The organism is Pararhodobacter marinus (genome assembly GCF_003122215.1).
In the GTDB taxonomy this organism is placed as follows: domain Bacteria; phylum Pseudomonadota; class Alphaproteobacteria; order Rhodobacterales; family Rhodobacteraceae; genus Pararhodobacter; species Pararhodobacter marinus.
In genome coordinates this window covers 192,286-207,660 of the sequence record NZ_QEYD01000008.1, presented here as the reverse complement: position 1 = coordinate 207,660, position 15,375 = coordinate 192,286, and the positions used below count along the sequence as shown (strand labels likewise).

The 15,375-nt window shown below is 67.8% G+C and carries 15 protein-coding genes; 5 read left to right on the top strand and 10 right to left on the bottom strand.

Annotated features, from left to right (window positions below; all coding sequences use genetic code 11):
* Positions 1-37 precede the first annotated feature (37 nt).
* Positions 38-1,303, bottom strand: a complete 1,266-nt coding sequence (locus C4N9_RS14455) for an acyl-CoA dehydrogenase family protein (protein ID WP_109534037.1) — start codon at positions 1,301-1,303, stop codon at positions 38-40.
* Positions 1,304-1,425: 122 nt separating this feature from the next.
* Between C4N9_RS14455 and C4N9_RS14450 the strand changes: the two genes are divergently transcribed.
* On the top strand, positions 1,426-2,427 hold the full coding sequence (locus C4N9_RS14450) for a phosphotransferase family protein (RefSeq protein WP_245902569.1): 1,002 nt from the start codon (positions 1,426-1,428) through the stop codon (positions 2,425-2,427).
* Positions 2,424-3,062, top strand: a complete 639-nt coding sequence (locus C4N9_RS14445; protein ID WP_168192242.1) for a GntR family transcriptional regulator — start codon at positions 2,424-2,426, stop codon at positions 3,060-3,062. The genes C4N9_RS14450 and C4N9_RS14445 overlap by 4 nt, the downstream gene beginning before the upstream one ends.
* A 389-nt stretch (positions 3,063-3,451) precedes the next feature.
* Here C4N9_RS14445 and C4N9_RS14440 read toward each other — a convergent pair whose 3' ends face one another.
* From C4N9_RS14440 to hisA, 6 genes are all read right to left on the bottom strand, one after another.
* The gene (locus tag C4N9_RS14440) at positions 3,452-3,913 is read right to left on the bottom strand and encodes an RrF2 family transcriptional regulator (protein WP_109534034.1); all 462 of its coding nucleotides are present in this window, start codon (positions 3,911-3,913) and stop codon (positions 3,452-3,454) included.
* A 118-nt stretch (positions 3,914-4,031) separates the two neighbouring features.
* On the bottom strand, positions 4,032-5,405 hold the full coding sequence (locus tag C4N9_RS14435; protein ID WP_109534033.1) for an NAD(P)/FAD-dependent oxidoreductase: 1,374 nt from the start codon (positions 5,403-5,405) through the stop codon (positions 4,032-4,034).
* Positions 5,406-5,419: 14 nt separating this feature from the next.
* On the bottom strand, positions 5,420-6,499 hold the full coding sequence (locus tag C4N9_RS14430) for a CaiB/BaiF CoA transferase family protein (protein ID WP_109534032.1): 1,080 nt from the start codon (positions 6,497-6,499) through the stop codon (positions 5,420-5,422).
* Positions 6,492-7,256 carry a glycerophosphodiester phosphodiesterase family protein gene (locus tag C4N9_RS14425; RefSeq protein WP_109534031.1) on the bottom strand — a complete coding sequence of 255 codons (765 nt, stop codon included), beginning with the start codon at positions 7,254-7,256 and terminating at the stop codon, positions 6,492-6,494. The genes C4N9_RS14430 and C4N9_RS14425 overlap by 8 nt, the downstream gene beginning before the upstream one ends.
* Positions 7,253-8,461 (bottom strand): glycosyltransferase family 87 protein, encoded by a 1,209-nt coding sequence (locus tag C4N9_RS14420; protein ID WP_109534030.1) that lies wholly within the window; start codon positions 8,459-8,461, stop codon positions 7,253-7,255. Before C4N9_RS14420 ends, C4N9_RS14425 begins: the two co-directional genes overlap by 4 nt.
* Before the next feature lie 125 nt (positions 8,462-8,586).
* Positions 8,587-9,309 carry a 1-(5-phosphoribosyl)-5-[(5-phosphoribosylamino)methylideneamino]imidazole-4-carboxamide isomerase gene (hisA, locus tag C4N9_RS14415; protein ID WP_109534029.1) on the bottom strand — a complete coding sequence of 241 codons (723 nt, stop codon included), beginning with the start codon at positions 9,307-9,309 and terminating at the stop codon, positions 8,587-8,589.
* A gap of 204 nt (positions 9,310-9,513) precedes the next feature.
* Between hisA and C4N9_RS14410 the strand changes: the two genes are divergently transcribed.
* Together C4N9_RS14410 and C4N9_RS14405 are read left to right on the top strand one after the other, a co-directional pair.
* Positions 9,514-9,702: a hypothetical protein gene (locus C4N9_RS14410; RefSeq protein WP_109534028.1), complete on the top strand. Its 189-nt coding sequence runs from the start codon at positions 9,514-9,516 to the stop codon at positions 9,700-9,702.
* Positions 9,702-11,180 (top strand): sodium:solute symporter family protein, encoded by a 1,479-nt coding sequence (locus tag C4N9_RS14405; RefSeq protein WP_109534027.1) that lies wholly within the window; start codon positions 9,702-9,704, stop codon positions 11,178-11,180. Before C4N9_RS14410 ends, C4N9_RS14405 begins: the two co-directional genes overlap by 1 nt.
* A gap of 142 nt (positions 11,181-11,322) precedes the next feature.
* Here C4N9_RS14405 and C4N9_RS14400 read toward each other — a convergent pair whose 3' ends face one another.
* The 3 genes from C4N9_RS14400 to C4N9_RS14390 form a co-directional block, all read right to left on the bottom strand.
* Entirely contained in the window at positions 11,323-12,888 is a 1,566-nt protein-coding gene (locus C4N9_RS14400) for a 2-isopropylmalate synthase (protein ID WP_109534026.1), read from the bottom strand.
* Positions 12,889-13,326: 438 nt separating this feature from the next.
* Positions 13,327-13,893, bottom strand: a complete 567-nt coding sequence (locus C4N9_RS14395) for a hypothetical protein (RefSeq protein ID WP_109534025.1) — start codon at positions 13,891-13,893, stop codon at positions 13,327-13,329.
* 71 nt (positions 13,894-13,964) lie between these two features.
* Positions 13,965-14,498, bottom strand: coding sequence for an acyl-CoA thioesterase (locus C4N9_RS14390; protein WP_109534024.1), 534 nt, complete (start codon positions 14,496-14,498; stop codon positions 13,965-13,967).
* 191 nt (positions 14,499-14,689) lie between these two features.
* Between C4N9_RS14390 and trhA the strand changes: the two genes are divergently transcribed.
* Positions 14,690-15,364 (top strand): PAQR family membrane homeostasis protein TrhA, encoded by a 675-nt coding sequence (gene trhA, locus C4N9_RS14385; RefSeq protein ID WP_109534023.1) that lies wholly within the window; start codon positions 14,690-14,692, stop codon positions 15,362-15,364.
* The last annotated feature ends 11 nt before the right edge of the window (positions 15,365-15,375 follow it).

Below are 15,375 nucleotides of genomic sequence, written 5' to 3'. Positions count from 1 at the left end.
CCCCCGGAGTATTTGTGACAAAGTGAAAGGGCGCGGTTCAGAGGCCCGGGTTGCGCCCTCGGGCGGTGACATGGGGTTCCCAGCCGGGGTGGTTGAGGCCCTTGCGCTTCTTGATCTCCATCCGCGCGAGTTGATCGCGATGCACCTCGTCGGGGCCATCGGCCAGCCGCAGGGTGCGCAGCCCCGCATAGGCCAGCGCGGTGCCGAAATCGTTGCCGGTGCCGCCGCCGCCGCAGGCCTGGATCGCCCAGTCGGCGATCTGGCAGGCCATATTGGGCGCGGCGATCTTGATCATGGCGATCTCGGCGCGGGCTTCCTTGTTGCCGACGGTGTCCATCTTGTGCGCCGCGTGCAGGGTCAGAAGACGGCACTGGTCGATCATGATCCGCGCCTCGGCGATGCGTTCGCGCGTCACGCCCTGATCGGCCACGGGTTTGCCGAAGGCCACGCGCTGCAGCGAGCGGTCGATCATGGTTTCCAGAAGCCGCTCGGCCATGCCGATCGTGCGCATGCAATGGTGGATGCGGCCCGGCCCGAGCCGCCCCTGCGCGATCTCAAAGCCGCGCCCTTCGCCCAGAAGCAGGTTCTCGGCCGGCACGCGGACGTTGTCGAACAGCACTTCCGAAGCCCGGTCGGGCACGCCGTAATAGCCGAAGACCGGCAGCGAGCGGGTCACGGTGATGCCGGGCGTGTCCATCGGCACGAGGATCATGGATTGCTGTTTATGGCGGTCGGGGTTGCCCGGATCGGTCTTGCCCATGAAGATGCAGATCTTCGTTTTCGGGTTCGAGGCGCCGGTCGTGTACCATTTATGCGCGTTGATGACGTAATGGTCGCCGTCGCGCTTGATCTCGGCCTGGATGTTCGTGGCATCCGACGAGGCCACGGCGGGTTCGGTCATGGCAAAGCACGACCGGATCTCGCCGTTCAGCAGGGGTTTCAGCCAGCGCTCCTTGTCGGCCTCGGTGCCGTAGCGTTCGATCACCTCCATGTTGCCGGTATCGGGCGCGTTGCAGTTGAAAACCTCGGGGGCGAGGAAGCTGCGGCCCATGATCTCGCACAGATAGCCGTATTCGACATTGCTGAGGCCCGCGCCCTTGTCGCTGTCGGGCAGGAACAGGTTCCACAGCCCGGCCTCGCGCGCCTTGGGCTTGAGCCGGTCGAACATCGGGTAGACCGCGAAGGGGCCCAGCTCCTCGGCCTCGCGGAAGAATTCGGCCTCGTTGGGGTAGATATGCGTGTCCATGAAGGCCTTGAGCCGGGCCTCGTAATCGAGCACGCGGGCGCTTTTGTCGGGAACCATGGTATCCTCCTCGTGTTGGGGCGAGCCTAGCGCCCCGAAAGACATCTGACAAGATCGTCTGACGATCTGGCTTGACGATGCGCGGGGCGCCCGCCATCCTTTCGCCAAAGGGGAGGATGGTCATGGCCGAGGCAGAACTGGATGCGTGGATGGCGGCGCATGTCGAGGGCTATCGCGGCCCGCTGACGCTGACGCGGCTTAAGGGCGGGCAATCGAACCCGACCTGGCGGGTCGAGGCGTCATCGGGTCGCTACGTGCTGCGGCAGAAGCCCCTGGGCAAGACCCTGCCCTCGGCTCACCAGGTCGATCGCGAGTACCGGGTGATGAAGGCGCTCGGCGCGACGGATGTGCCGGTGCCGCGCATGCTGGGCCTGTGCGAGGATGACAGCGTCATGGGCTCGATGTTCTTCGTGATGGAGCATCTGGAGGGCCGCACCTTGTGGGACCCGCGCCTGCCCGACATGACGCCCTCGGAGCGGGGCGCGATCTTCGAGGCGATGAATGACGCGATCGCGAAGATCTCGCGGGTCGATCCGGTAGCGGTGGGGCTTGGCGATTACGGGCGTCAGGGCGGTTATGTCGAGCGCCAGATCGCGCGCTGGTCGAAGCAGTACCGCGCCTCCGAAACCCACCGGATCGAGGCCATGGACCGGCTGATCGAGTGGCTGCCCGAGAACCGGCCCACCGCGCCCGAAGAGGTGCGCGTGGCGCATGGCGATTTCCGGCTCGACAACCTGATGTTCCATCCGACCGAGCCGCGGGTGCTGGGCGTGCTGGACTGGGAGCTGTCGACGCTGGGCGATCCCTATGCCGATTTCGCCTATAACGTGATGGTCTGGCGGATCGTCCCGGGGATCTTCCGCGGTCTCGGCGGGGTCGAACTGCAGGGGACCGGCATCCCGACGGAAGATCAATATATCGACATGTGGTGCCGCAAGACCGGCCGGAAACGCCCCGAGAACTTCGACTTTTACGTCATTCTCAGCCTGTTTCGCATCGCCGCCATCGTGCAGGGCATCGCCAAGCGCGCGCAGGACGGGACGGCGAACGATCCGCAGGCGGCCGAGATGGGGCGCGTGGCCGGGCCTCTGGCCGAGATCGCCTGGGGCATGGTGCGCGCGTGAGGGACGGTGTGGCCTCGGGGCCCGAGACGCTGGTGCGCGACGTGCTGCAGGGGCTGGCCGAGGGGCGGTTCGTGCCGGGTCAACGGCTGATCGAGCCCGACCTGATGGCGCGCTACGGGCTGGGTCGCTCGACCGTGCGCGAGGGGCTGGGTCGGCTTGCGGCCTCGGGGATCGTCGTGCAGATGCCCCACCGGGGGGCGCAGATCCGCCTGCTGAGCCGGCGTGCGGCCACCGATGTGCTGCGCGTGACCGAGCCGCTTCTGGGCCTGGCCGCGCGTCAGGCGGCCGAGGCGGTGGCGGCGGGCACCGATCCGGCCCCGCTGGTCGAGGCGCTGCATGCCTATGACGCGGCGCCGCCCGGAGAGCGACCGCGCGCGCGGGGCCGCTATTACCGGGCCTTGACGCAGCTTGCCGGGAATGCCGAACTGGAACGCCTGTTGCCCATGTTGCAGGTGCATCTGATCCGCGCGCAGCTTCGGCTGAACCGCCCTGCGGGTGGCGCGGCGCGCAAGGCGCTGGTCTCGGCCGTCGCGCGCGGCGCGCCCGACGCGGCCGAGGCCGAGGCGCGCGACTATATCCGGGCGCTGATCGCCGCCCTGCCCGGCCTGCCCGACAGCGCCTTCGCGCCGGAGTGACGGGCGGGGCCCGCTGCCAGGTAACCGCGCGCAAAAAGGCGGCGCGATGTGCGATCACGCCGCCTTTGCCGGAGATCTTCCCAACCTCAAACGAGCATGCGGATCCGCGAACAGGGACGTCTGAAGAGCGGTCGCGCGCGAATTGCGCATGCCTGCCCCGTTTTAGCCCCGCAGATCCGTGTCCGGACGCCATACAATCACAGCGAGTGTCGCCGTAACCGTTAAGTATATCTGCTCAAGGGGCTGTCCACCCGTCAAGGCAGGTTTGGCGTGAACGCTAACGAGATCGGCGGAATCGTGCGCAAGTCGGGGGATCCAGCGCAATATCTGACAAGAGAGCCCGTCTTTCGCCCAGCACCGTGGCAAAAAACCGAGACTTTACCAAGGGGTCAGCTTTCGGCCCTCTCGGCCCCTTTTGCCGCCCCGACCGCCGCACGGCCCAGCAGGATATCGACCGTACGAGGATGGGCCCGCACTGCCTCGGCCAGGGTGAAGCGGTTGAGGCTGGCATAGAACGCGTCCTTGGCTTCGTAGAGACCGCGCACCAGACCGCAGGCGCCCTGGATCACGCAGCTTGTGCAATCGACCAGCGGCGTGTCGCCCTCCATGTAACGCGCGATGTCGCCCACCCGCAGATCGGTCGCCGGTTTCGCCAACCGGACGCCCCCGGCGCGGCCCCGTGTACTGGCCAGGAAGCCGCCATCCACCAGCAGGTTCACCACCTTCATCACGCTGCTTTGCGGGACGCGATGCGCCGCGGCGATTTCCGAGATCGACACCAGCCGGTCCTCCTGCGCCGCGAGATACAGCGATGTCCGAAGGGCGTAGTCGGTAAATTTCGAAAGATTCATGGCACATCGCAGTCTTGCATTCTCGTTTCAGAATGCGAGCTTTGTCGGGCAATGCAAGCAAGAAGCGAGCGCATGCGGCTTAAGTCTCGTGCCTTGGCGGATCCTTGCCCTTGGCCGATCACTCGCGCCCGGTCAGCCGGTTTCCGAAACGTGCCAGCGCCGAGGGCGGGCCGCCGGCCCGTTCGCGCCGGTCGGCGATGTCATAGAGCCGGTACATGCCATGCACGCCCAGCCAGCGCAGCGGCTCGGGTTCCCATTCGCGCACGCGCCGGTTGACCCAGGGCAGGCCCGTCAGCTCGGTCCGGCGGCCCAGCGCCAGGTCGGCCAGCGTGCGCCCGGCAAGGTTCGAGGTGCTGACGCCCACGCCGACATAACCGCCCGCCCAACCGATCCCGTCCGCGCCAAGGCCCACGGTGGCGCACCAGTCGCGCGGCACGCCCAGCACGCCGCACCAGGCGTGGTCGATGCGCGCCTTGCGGGCGGCGGGGAAATGGCGGTGCAGGATCGCGGTCAGCCGACGCACCGTCTCGGCATCGGGGGTGCCGTCGCGGTCCAGTTGCGACCCGAAGCGATAGGGCACGCCCCGCGCGCCTACGGTGATCCGGCCCTCGCGCGTGCGTTGGCAATAGCAATAGGTATGGTCGAAGTCGCCGAGGATCTCGTGCCCGTCCCACCCGATCTGTTCCCAGATTTCAGGCGCCAGCGGCTCGGTCGCGATCTGCGCGGAATTGAGGGGCAGCCAGGTCCGCCGGTAGCCCGGCAGCGTCGCGGTGAAGCCCTCGGTGCAGCGCAACACGACGGGCGCGCGCAGAATCCCCGTGGCGGTATGCGCCGCGCCGCTGACAATGCGCGTGACCTCGGTGCCCTCGTGGATCGTGACACCGCGCCGCTCGACCGCCTCGGCCAGCCCGCGCACCAGCTTCGCGGGCTGTATCCGCGCGGTGCCGGTGACGATCATGCCGCCCTTTGCATCGGGGATGCGCACCCGCTCGCGCACCGCGTCCGCGTCGATCGAGAAGACGCGCCCCTGCTCGCCCCAGGTCGCGCGATGCTTCACCTCGTCGCTCAGCCTTTGCCGCTGCGCGTCATTGGTGGCCACCATGAGTTCGTCGCAGCGGCGAATATCGGCGTCGATCCCCTCGGCTTCGGCCACGGCGATGACCTCGTCCACGGTGCCCATCATCGCCTGCACCATGCGCCGCACGGCAGGCGCGCCCGCCATCTCGGCATAGCGTTCGTGGTTCCAGGCAAAGCCCCCCGACAGCCAGCCGCCATTGCGTCCCGAGGCCCCGTAGCCCGCGAAGTGCTTTTCCAGCACCGTCACACGCAGGCCGGGATCCAGCGCTTTCAGGTAATAGGCCGTCCAGAGCCCGGTATAACCCGCGCCCACGATCACCACATCGGCCTCGGCATCACCCGAAAGCGCCGGACGGCGGGTCCGCGGCAGGCCGATATCGCTGTACCAGAAGGAAACGTCGCCCAGAGTCGTCATGTCGGTTCCGAAGGTTAAGGGCCCAAAGAGCGCAGGATCTCGTCGCGATGCTGATCGCGCCGGGGGGCGGGTGCCGGGTCAAGCGCCTTGCCATCGAAACGGGGGGCCGGGCGGGGCTGCAAGGCGCCGGTATCGGACCAGACGCCGCGCGCCGCCAGATGCGGATCGCGCGCGGCTTCTGCAGGCGACAGCACCGGGGCCACGCAGGCATCCGTATCCGAGAACAGCGCCGTCCAGTGGTCGCGCGGCTTCGCGCCAAAAATCGCGGCCAGCCGGCGCGCGGCCTGCGGCCAGCTTTGCGGGTCGTTTTGTCTGGCAAATTCCGGATCGTCAGATAGGGACATTTTCAACAAAAACTCGGCGTAGAACTTGGGTTCAAGGCATTGGACTGTCACAAATCCACCATCGGCGCATTCATAGCTACGCGACCAGTGCGGCCCGTCCAGAAGCGAGACGCCGCGCCGATCGCGGAACATCCCGCCCGAGCGCATCAGCATCAGCAGCGTCATCATATGCGCCGAGCCATCCACGATGGCGGCATCGACCACGGTGCCCTGCCCCGTACGCCCCGCCCGGATCAGCCCGGCCAGCATCCCCGCCACGAGGTACAGCGCCCCGCCGCCGATATCGCCCAACAAGGTCGGCGGCGTCACCGGCGGCTGACCGGGGGGCGAGGCGTACCAGAGCGCGCCCGACAGCGCGATATAGTTCAGGTCGTGCCCCGCCTGTTTCGCGCGCGGCCCGTCCTGGCCCCAGCCGGTCATGCGGCCATAGACCAGACGCGGGTTCCAGCCCTGGCAGGTCTCGGGACCCAGACCCAGGCGCTCCATCACGCCGGGGCGAAAGCCCTCGATCAGCCCGTCGGCCGAGCGGATCAGCGCGGTCAGCACCGGGCGGTCGGCGTCCGATTTCAGATCCAGCGCGATGGTCTTCTTGCCCCGGTCGAGCAGGTTCTCGGCCGGAAGGCCCGGAAGGGGCGGGCCGTCGGGACGCTGCACGCAGATCACCTCGGCGCCCAGATCGGCCAGCATCATCGCCGCGAAAGGACCTGGGCCAAGACCCTCGATCTCGATGATCCGGATGCCGTCAAGCATCGCTGCCCCTCCAGTCTCCGCGCGCGATCAGCACGTCCTTCAGCACGCTGGGCCGGTCGGTCATGATCGCATCCACCCCCATATCCAGAAACGCGTGCATCTGGGCCGGGTCGTCCACCGTCCAGACCTGCACCCGGATACCCCGCCGGTGGGCCGCGCGCACGAAGCGCGGCGTGACCACCCGGATCCCGCGATAGACGGGCGGAACCTGTACCATCGGGAAGGCCGGGCGCGGGATCGGCACGCCCCATCCCGCCGCCCAGAGGCTCGCCACGCCGCCATAGCCCGGCGACCAGCACAGCGCCTCGCCGAAATGCGTGCGAAGCCGCCGGGTCCGCGCGGTGGCGAAACTGCCGCATCCCACGCAATGCGCAACGCCCATCTTGCGCAGCAGCGCCGCCAGCGGATCGACCACCGCGTCGGATTTCGTTTCGATGTTGAACAGAATGCCGGGAAATTCCTCGAGCATATCGGCCAGCCGGGGGATACCGGCCCCCGAGCGGGTTCTGAGCCGCGACACCTGCGCCCAGGTCAGATCCGCGATCGCGCGGGGATCGCCGGTCATCCGCCTGAGTGTCGGATCGTGATGGATCACCACCTCGCCATCCGCCGTTAGATGCACATCGGTCTCGATATGGCGAAAGCCCAGGGCGGCGGCATGGGCAAAGGCCGCCTGCGTGTTCTCGTCCTGCTCATGCGCGCCGCCGCGATGGGCGATCGGCACCGGGCCGTCCTGTGCCAGCCAGGTCTCGCTCATGCCGGGACCCCGCCGCGCAGGGGCCGCGACAGGATGCGCGCGCCCAGTCCCAGCAACAGAAGGTAGGCGACGGCGCCGTAGGACAGCGTCTCGCGCGCATGGGCCGCGCGCGCCTCCCAGGACATGCCAGCCGTCGAGATCGCGTGGATCATCCCCCAGCCGCCCGCGACCCACACCAACGCGTAAAGCAGCACCAGCTCGACCCCCGAAGCCCGCGCCCGCAAATCCCCCATGATCAGCGCCAGCCCCACGCCCAGAACCGTCATGTCATAATCATAGAGATACGGGCTGACGAGCGCCGAGGCGAAACAGGCCATGGCCAGCGTATGGCGCAGCGGCAGGCCCCGCCGCACCGACAGAGCAACCAGCGCGCAGGCACCCAGCGCCACCGCGCCCTGCAGCCAGATTGCCAGACCGGGCGGCACACCCAGCGTGTGCAGCAGCGCATAGACCGAGGTCATGCGGAACATCGGATAGAACTCGACCGCCAGCGCTGCCTGCGCATTCGCCATGCCCTGCCGGAAGGCGGGCCAGATCTGAACACCCAGAACGGCCGTGGCGATCCCCGCGCTGACGACAGCGATGGCCAAGGCAAGCCCGATCACCCGCCAGCGGCCCGAGGCCAGCGCATGCACGCCCAGCCCGATCCCCAGATGCGGCTTGATGACCAGAAGCCCAAGCGGCCAGCCCGCCCGTCCGCTGCCCTTCAGCGTCAGCAGCGCGAAAAGGCCCATCAGCGCGCCGGTGACGAACGCGTTCTGCCCGATGGTCAGCGTGACGTAGATCGGCGGCACCAGCGCCAGCAACACGGGCACCAGCTGCCGTCCCGCCAGCTGCGCCAGCACCCAAAGATACAGCGTCAGGCCCAGCCCGGTGACCAGCGCATAGGCGATCCCGCGCGGCAAGAGCGGCAGAGCGGCGACCAGCAGGTCGAATTGCGGCGGATAGGTCCAGGGCATGAAGCCCTCCTGCCCAGTCAGCCCGCGCTGGATCCCCGCCATGACCGACAGGTCATATGCCTCGACCGCGCGGCCCTCGGCCACCAATCCGCCGACGATGTAGAACGCGTCGAAATCGACCAGCACGCCCTCGGAACCAAGGTCGGGCAGCATCAGCGCCGACTGCCAGATCGCGAAGTAGAAGAATGCCATCAGCAGCCCGGCAATCAGCCGGCTGCGCAGCGCGCCGGTTCCGGCTTCCGTCATGGCTGATGGCCCCTGCGCCGCATCGCGTTCCGTCTCCCGTCTGGATTGGCGCAAGACTAGCGGTCAGCCCCGCGGCTGACAACGCGCGACGTGGAGAAGGTGGTGGCGAAGGCGGGCGGCGGCTCTCAGTCTTTCAGCGCCGCCAGTGCCTCGGCCAGGTCGAGCTTGCCATCATACAGCGCGCGCCCGGAAATCGCGCCGTTCAGCGGCGCGCCGGTCTCTTTCAGCGCGACCAGATCGGCCAGCGAGGACACCCCGCCTGAGGCAATGACCGGGATCGAGGTGGCCCAGGCCAGGTCTGCCGTCGCCTTGACATTGGGTCCGCCCATCGCGCCGTCGCGGTCGATATCGGTATAGATGATCGCCGCCACGCCCGCATCCTCGAAAGCCAGCGCCAGCTCGGTCACCTGCACGTCGGTCTCTTCGGCCCAGCCCTTGGTCGCCACGCGCCCGTTGCGCGCATCGATCCCGACCGCGACCTGACCGGGGAAGGCCCGCGCCGCCTCGCGCACCAGATCGGGGTTCTCGACCGCCACCGTGCCCAGGATCACCCGCGCCAGCCCCTTGTCGAGCCACGCCTCGATCGTCGCCATGTCGCGGATGCCGCCGCCCAGCTGGCAGGGCACGCTCACGGCTTGCAGGATCGCCTCGACCGCACCGGCATTGACCGGCTTGCCCGCGAAGGCGCCGTTCAGATCGACCAGGTGGATCCATTCCGCGCCCTGATCGGCAAAGGCGCGCGCCTGCGCCGCCGGGTCGTCGTTGAACACCGTCGCCTTCTCCATCGCGCCCTTGTACAGGCGGACGCACTGGCCGTCCTTCAGGTCGATGGCGGGGTACAGGATCATGGGGGCCTCCGGTCTGTGCTGGCCTGCGGTGTAGCGCCGCCGCAATCGGGATGCAATTGCCCAACCGCCGGGCGCAGGCCTGCCAATTGCTTGACCGTATAGTAAAAAATCAAATATTTTCAGGCACTAAGCCCGCATTTGCTTGCACATACCCCAAGCAAACCGTACACCGCAGCCCCGATTATCGGCGATGGAGGTGACGGAATGAGCACGCGACGCGGACTTGGACCCTGGCTGGCGGCGCTTGTCGTTCTGGTCGTTCTCGGCGGCGGGGTGCCCCATGGCCTGCTGGCCGACCAGCGCGGCTGGTTCACGGCACTCTTCTGGACCGGCTTCGGTCTGGCGGTGGTGGTGCTGATCGCGCTGGGCCTGCGCGGCTGGAGGGATCGTTGATGGAACCGCAGCTTCTCAGCCCCGCCACGATCTGGGCCGCGATCGGCGCCTTCGCGCTGTTCGGCCTGTTCATCGCCTTTCGCGCCACCCGCCAGAATGCCGGCACGGCCGAGGATTACTATCTCGGCAGCCGCAATTTCGGCGGCGTGGTCGCCGGCCTCAGCTATGCCGCGACCACCTATTCCGCCTTCATGCTGGTGGTGCTGACAGGCCTCACCTATCGCGGCGGGATCGGCGCGCTGGGATTCGAGCTGATCTATTTCGCGGGTCTGGGCCTGCTGGTCATCTTCGCGCCCCGCTTCTGGCTGGCGGCGAAACGCTGGGGCTTCATCTCGCCGGCCGAGATGCTGGGCGCGCGCTATGGCAGCGCCTGGGTCGCGCGCGCGGCGGCCTTGGTCGGGCTTGTCTTCCTCATGCCCTATTGCACGACGCAGATGGCCGGGATCGGGCTGCTTCTGTCGGGCGTGACGGGGGGCGAGATCACGCTGGTGCAGGCGGTGGCGACGGGCGGGCTTCTGGCCGCGCTCTGGACGCTGTTCGCGGGCCTGCGCTCGGTCGCGTGGACCGATGCGGTGCAGGCGGTGGTGATGCTCGTCTCCGCGCTGCTGGCCATCGGCTTCGCGGTCGCGGCGATCGGCGGCTGGGGCACGTTTGCCCGCGTCACGCTGGAAACGCAGGCCGAGCGCCTCTCGGTCCCCGGCCCCGGCCTGTGGAGCCTCGGCACCTTCACCGCGCTGTCGCTGCCGTGGTTCTTCTTCGCCATTTCCAACCCGCAGGTCAGCCAGCGGCTGTTCATCCTGCGCGACATGGCGGCGATGAAGCGGATGATCTTCTGGGTGCTGGGCTTCGGCCTGGTCTTCACGCTGATCGCGGTGATCTGGGGCTTTGCCGCGCTGCAACTGGCGCCCGATCTGGAGAACAGCGCCACCGCGACGCCCGCTCTGCTGATCTCGGGCGCGATCCCGGCGCCGGTGGCGGTGCTGCTGATCCTCGGCATCCTCGCCGCGGCGGTCTCGACGCTCGATTCCATCGCCCTGACGCTGGGCGCGATGGTCGCGCGCGACGTGCTCAAGGGCGCCGAGCCCGCGCGGCAAGTGCTGGCCGGGCGGGCGGTGGTGATCCTCGTGATCCTGTTCGCCAGCCTCTTTGCCATCGACAAGGCGCAGATCGTCGACCAGCTTGCCGCCCTCGCCGCCGCCGGGCTGATGGTCACCGTGCCCGCCACGATCGGCGCCTTTTTCTGGCGCCGGGCCACGGCGGCGGGCGCGCTGGCCTCGATCCTCGGCGGCGCGGTGCTGGCGGTGTGGATGGCGATGATCCAAGGGATGAGCGTGTTCAACCCGGTGCTCGCCCTCACCGTGGGCGGGGTCTGCCTTGCGCTCTTCGTGCTGGTCTCGCTGCTGACGAAACCGCGCGAGAAAGCGCTCGATTTCGGCGCTGCCCTGCGCGCGGAGCTCGACGCCCACGGGGTCTGGTAACCCACGCCGATACCCCGAAAGACCGAAAAACGCCGGGCGGGATTGCCATCCTGCCCGGCGTCATCTTTGTTCCACAAATATCCTCAGGGGGGTGAGGCCGTCAGGCCGAGGGGGGCAGAATGCCCCCCTGTCCCTGCATGTTTCAGCCCGCCGCCGAGGTCTGCAGCGCCGAGTTGTTCGCCCGCCCCTGCCCGGCATGCATCCGGTTCAGCGCATTGACATAAGCCTTGACCGAGGCCAGCACCGTGTCGGTATCGGCCGATTGCCCGGTATAGACCGTGCCGTCGCGGCTGATGCGCACCGACACCGTCGCCTGCGCATCCGTCCCCTCGGTCACCGCCGAAACCTGGTACAGGTCCAGCTTGGCACTGTGCGGATAGAGCATCTTCACCGCGTTGAAACAGGCATCGACCGGACCGTCGCCGGTGGCGTCGATGGATTTCTCCTCGCCGCCGACGGCCATCGTCAGCTCGGCTTCCTGCGGGCCTTCGGTACCACAGACGACGCGCAATTTCTGCACCTTCAGATGCTCGTCGCCCGCGCTGCTATCGGCCATCAGCGCAACCAGGTCGTCGTCGTAGACTTCCTTCTTGCGATCGGCCAGCGCCTTGAACCGCACGAACACGTCCTTGAGCTGGTTGTCGCCCAGATCATAGCCCAGCTCGGCCATCTTCGCGCGCAAAGCGGCGCGACCCGAATGCTTGCCCATGGCGATGTTCTTCGCCGTCAGGCCGATATCCTCGGGGCGCATGATCTCGAAGGTCTGGACGTTCTTCAGCACGCCGTCCTGGTGGATGCCGGATTCGTGCAGGAAGGCGTTCTTGCCCACCACGGCCTTGTTGTACTGAACGGCAAAGCCCGAGACCTGGCTCACGCGGCGCGACAGGTGCATGATCTTCGTCGTGTCGATGCCGGTGCGGTAGGGCATGATGTCGTTGCGCACGCGCATCGCCATCACCACCTCTTCCAGCGCCGTGTTGCCGGCGCGCTCGCCCAGGCCGTTGATCGTGCATTCGATCTGCCGTGCCCCCGCCTCGACCGCGGCCAGCGCATTGGCGGTCGCCATGCCCAGATCGTTGTGGCAATGCGTGGCGAAGGTGATCTTCTCGGCCCCCGGCACCCGCTCGAGCAACATGCGGATCAGATCGGCGCTTTCGCGCGGCGCGGTATAGCCGACCGTGTCGGGGATGTTGATCGTCGTGGCGCCGCATTTGATCGCCGTTTCCACCACCCGGCACAGGTAATCATGCTCGGTCCGCGTCGCGTCCATCGGCGACCATTGCACGTCGTCGCACAGATTGCGCGCATGGCTCACGGTGGCCGCGATCTTCTCGACCATGCCGTCCTGATCCAGCGCGGTGATGTCGCGATGCAGCGGCGAGGTGCCGATGAACGTGTGGATCCGTCCGCGCGGCGCGTGTTTCACCGCCTCCCAAGCGCGGTCGATATCGGCGAAATTCGCCCGGGCGAGACCGCAGATGACCGAGTTCTTCGCGTTCTTGGCGATGTCGCTGACGGCGGCGAAATCGCCCTCCGAGGCAATCGGGAACCCCGCCTCGATGATGTCCACGCCCATCTCGTCGAGGAGACCGGCAATCTCCATCTTCTCGTCGTGGCTCATCGTCGCGCCGGGCGATTGCTCGCCGTCGCGCAGGGTGGTGTCGAAGATCTGAACGCGATCCTGCTGTGCGGTGGTGATATCGGTCATGGTTCTGTCCGTGAAGTCCTGCGGTGTCTCTTTAGCGGGCGGGGCGGGCGCTGGCTACCTCTGAGCGGCGCGCCCGGACAGGCACGCTCAGAGGTCGCTAAGAAGGAGGAGACCGGACATCGGACGGGCCGCGCAACCGCAGGCCCCGGGCAGACCCGGCAGGCTGACAGCGATGATGGCGGCGTTGCGTTCCATGGCGCGGATCATAAGCGGGGGATCGGAAAAGGAAAGGGGGAAAAACGCCATCGCCCTCACCGCGCCGCCGCGCCCGTGGCCGGTCCCGGGGGCCAGCCCCCGGACCCCCGGGATATTTGGGGAACAAAGATGGGTGTTAAGGTGTCGTTAACCCGCCATCTTTGTTCCACAAATATCCTGCGGGAGGGTCCGGGAGGGTGCAAAACCCTCCCGGGTCTATCCATCCACGCGATGGCGGCGGGGTCAGGCGGCGAAGTAGCGTTCGGCAGGCAGGTAGAAGGCCAGTTTCCCGGCCGCGGCCCATTGGCGTTCCTCGGCCGTGTCGCCGATCAGCACCACGCCGTCCGAGGGCCATTTCCCCTGCGCCAGCGCGGCGCGCAGGGCGGTGCGGGTCTCGCCCCAACCGGCGAAAGGGCGCGGTCCCGGGCTGGCCCGGTCGATCAGCCCCGGGGCGAGGGCGAGCACCGCCTCGGGCGTCAGCGGCGCGCGGGTCAGCGCGGCACGCCCGGCATCAAGACGGGCGAGATGCCGCGCACGGTCTTCGGGCAGCGCGGGCGCCCCGTGCCCCGGCAGCAGCCGAAGCGCGTTGGTCGAGAACAGGAACGCCACCACGTCATGCCCCGAAGCCGCGCGGATCGATGCATAGGTCTTGTAATCGAGCCCGATCTCGGCGGCGCGGCGCACCCGCAGGCGCAGCACCTCGATGGGCAGCGTGGGCAGCAGGGTCGAGCGGGCGCGGCGCCAGGCATGGCGGCGCCAGCTTGCGCCGGATTCCATCGTGGGGCCGTTGTTGTGTCCGATCAGGCTCATGTACCGCATCCCGTCTGGCAGGTCCTTGGCGCCAGTCTAGCCGGGAATCCGCGCAAGGAAAGACCCGCCGGTCAGTCGCGCGCCGGCGGCCAGGGGCGTCCGGCATCAGCGGCGATCCAGGCCTGCACCCAGTCGGGCAGCGCCGGGCTTTCCAGCCCTGCCTGCCCCATTGCCGCGACCATTTTCGCGGGCGGCACGATGCCCTCCGCGCTGGTCACGGCGGTGCGCAGCAGGACGTGGTTCAGCGCCTCGTCCCCGCGCCACATGCTCTGCTCGATATAGATGAAGCGATGGTCCCAGCCCAGAACGCGGCTTTGCATCTCGATGCGCTGGAACATCCGGATGCGGCGGCGATAGCGCACGCTCGAGCCCGCCACCGTCATGCCCCAACGCTGCGACCGCAGGATCGCGGTGATGCCGATCCGGGTGGCAAAGGGCACGCGGCCCAGATCGTAGAGCGTCAGCGTGCGCCCGTTATTGAGCTCGTTCCACGGATCCAGATCCCAGGGCCAGCAGCGATGCTGCGAGTGATGCGTCTCGAACAATCCCAGCGGCTTGCCGCGGAATTTGAGCGTCTCTTTCACCAGCCGGATCACGGGATACATGGCATGTCCTCTTTTGCCCCGCGCCATGGACCCTGCATCCGGCGGGGTCAAGACGGGGCGCGGCGTCACGCGCAGCGCCCGGTCCGGCGGTGTTGACGAAACGGTTACACGCAGGCGCTAAGGTTGACCGAGGGTCGCAATTGCCCGCGCCGCCCGCGCGCGGTACACTGCCCCGATCCAAGGAGAGCCCGATGACCACCGCCCTGCGCACCATCTACACGCGAGCCGAGCAGGTCTCGGACGCGGTCGTGCATGTCGCGGGGCTGACGCTGGTGCTGATGGCGGTGCCGGTGCTGATCGTGCTGACCGCGCTCTACCGGGGCGATGCGGCGTCGATCACCGGGGTGTCGGTCTATGGCGGCGCGCTGATCGCGATGATCCTGTTCTCGGCGCTCTACAATATCGGCGAAACCTCGGGCTTCGGCGCGGCCAAGGAATGGCTGCTGCGGCGGCTCGACCATTCGGCGATCTACCTGAAAATCGCGGGCACCTACACGCCCTTCACGCTGCTGTCGGGCCATGGCGTGGCGATGACCGTGGGGGTGTGGTTCGCGGCATTGGCGGGCATCGCGCTGAAGATCGTCTCGCCCGAGAAATTCAAATGGGCCGCGCTGGCGCTTTATCTGGGCATGGGCTGGGTTGGCGTGGTGCTGGGCGGGCCGATGTTCGCCGCCCTGCCGACGCCGGTTCTGGTGCTGATGGCGGTGGGCGGCGGGCTTTATACGCTGGGCGTGGTGTTCTACCTCTGGCGCCGCCTGCCTTTCCATTACACGATCTGGCATGTCTTCGTGCTGGCGGCGAGCTTCGTGTTCTACTCGGCGGTGCTGGTCTTCGTGCTGCTGGGACCGCAGAGCGTGCTGGCCTGACCCGGCAGGCG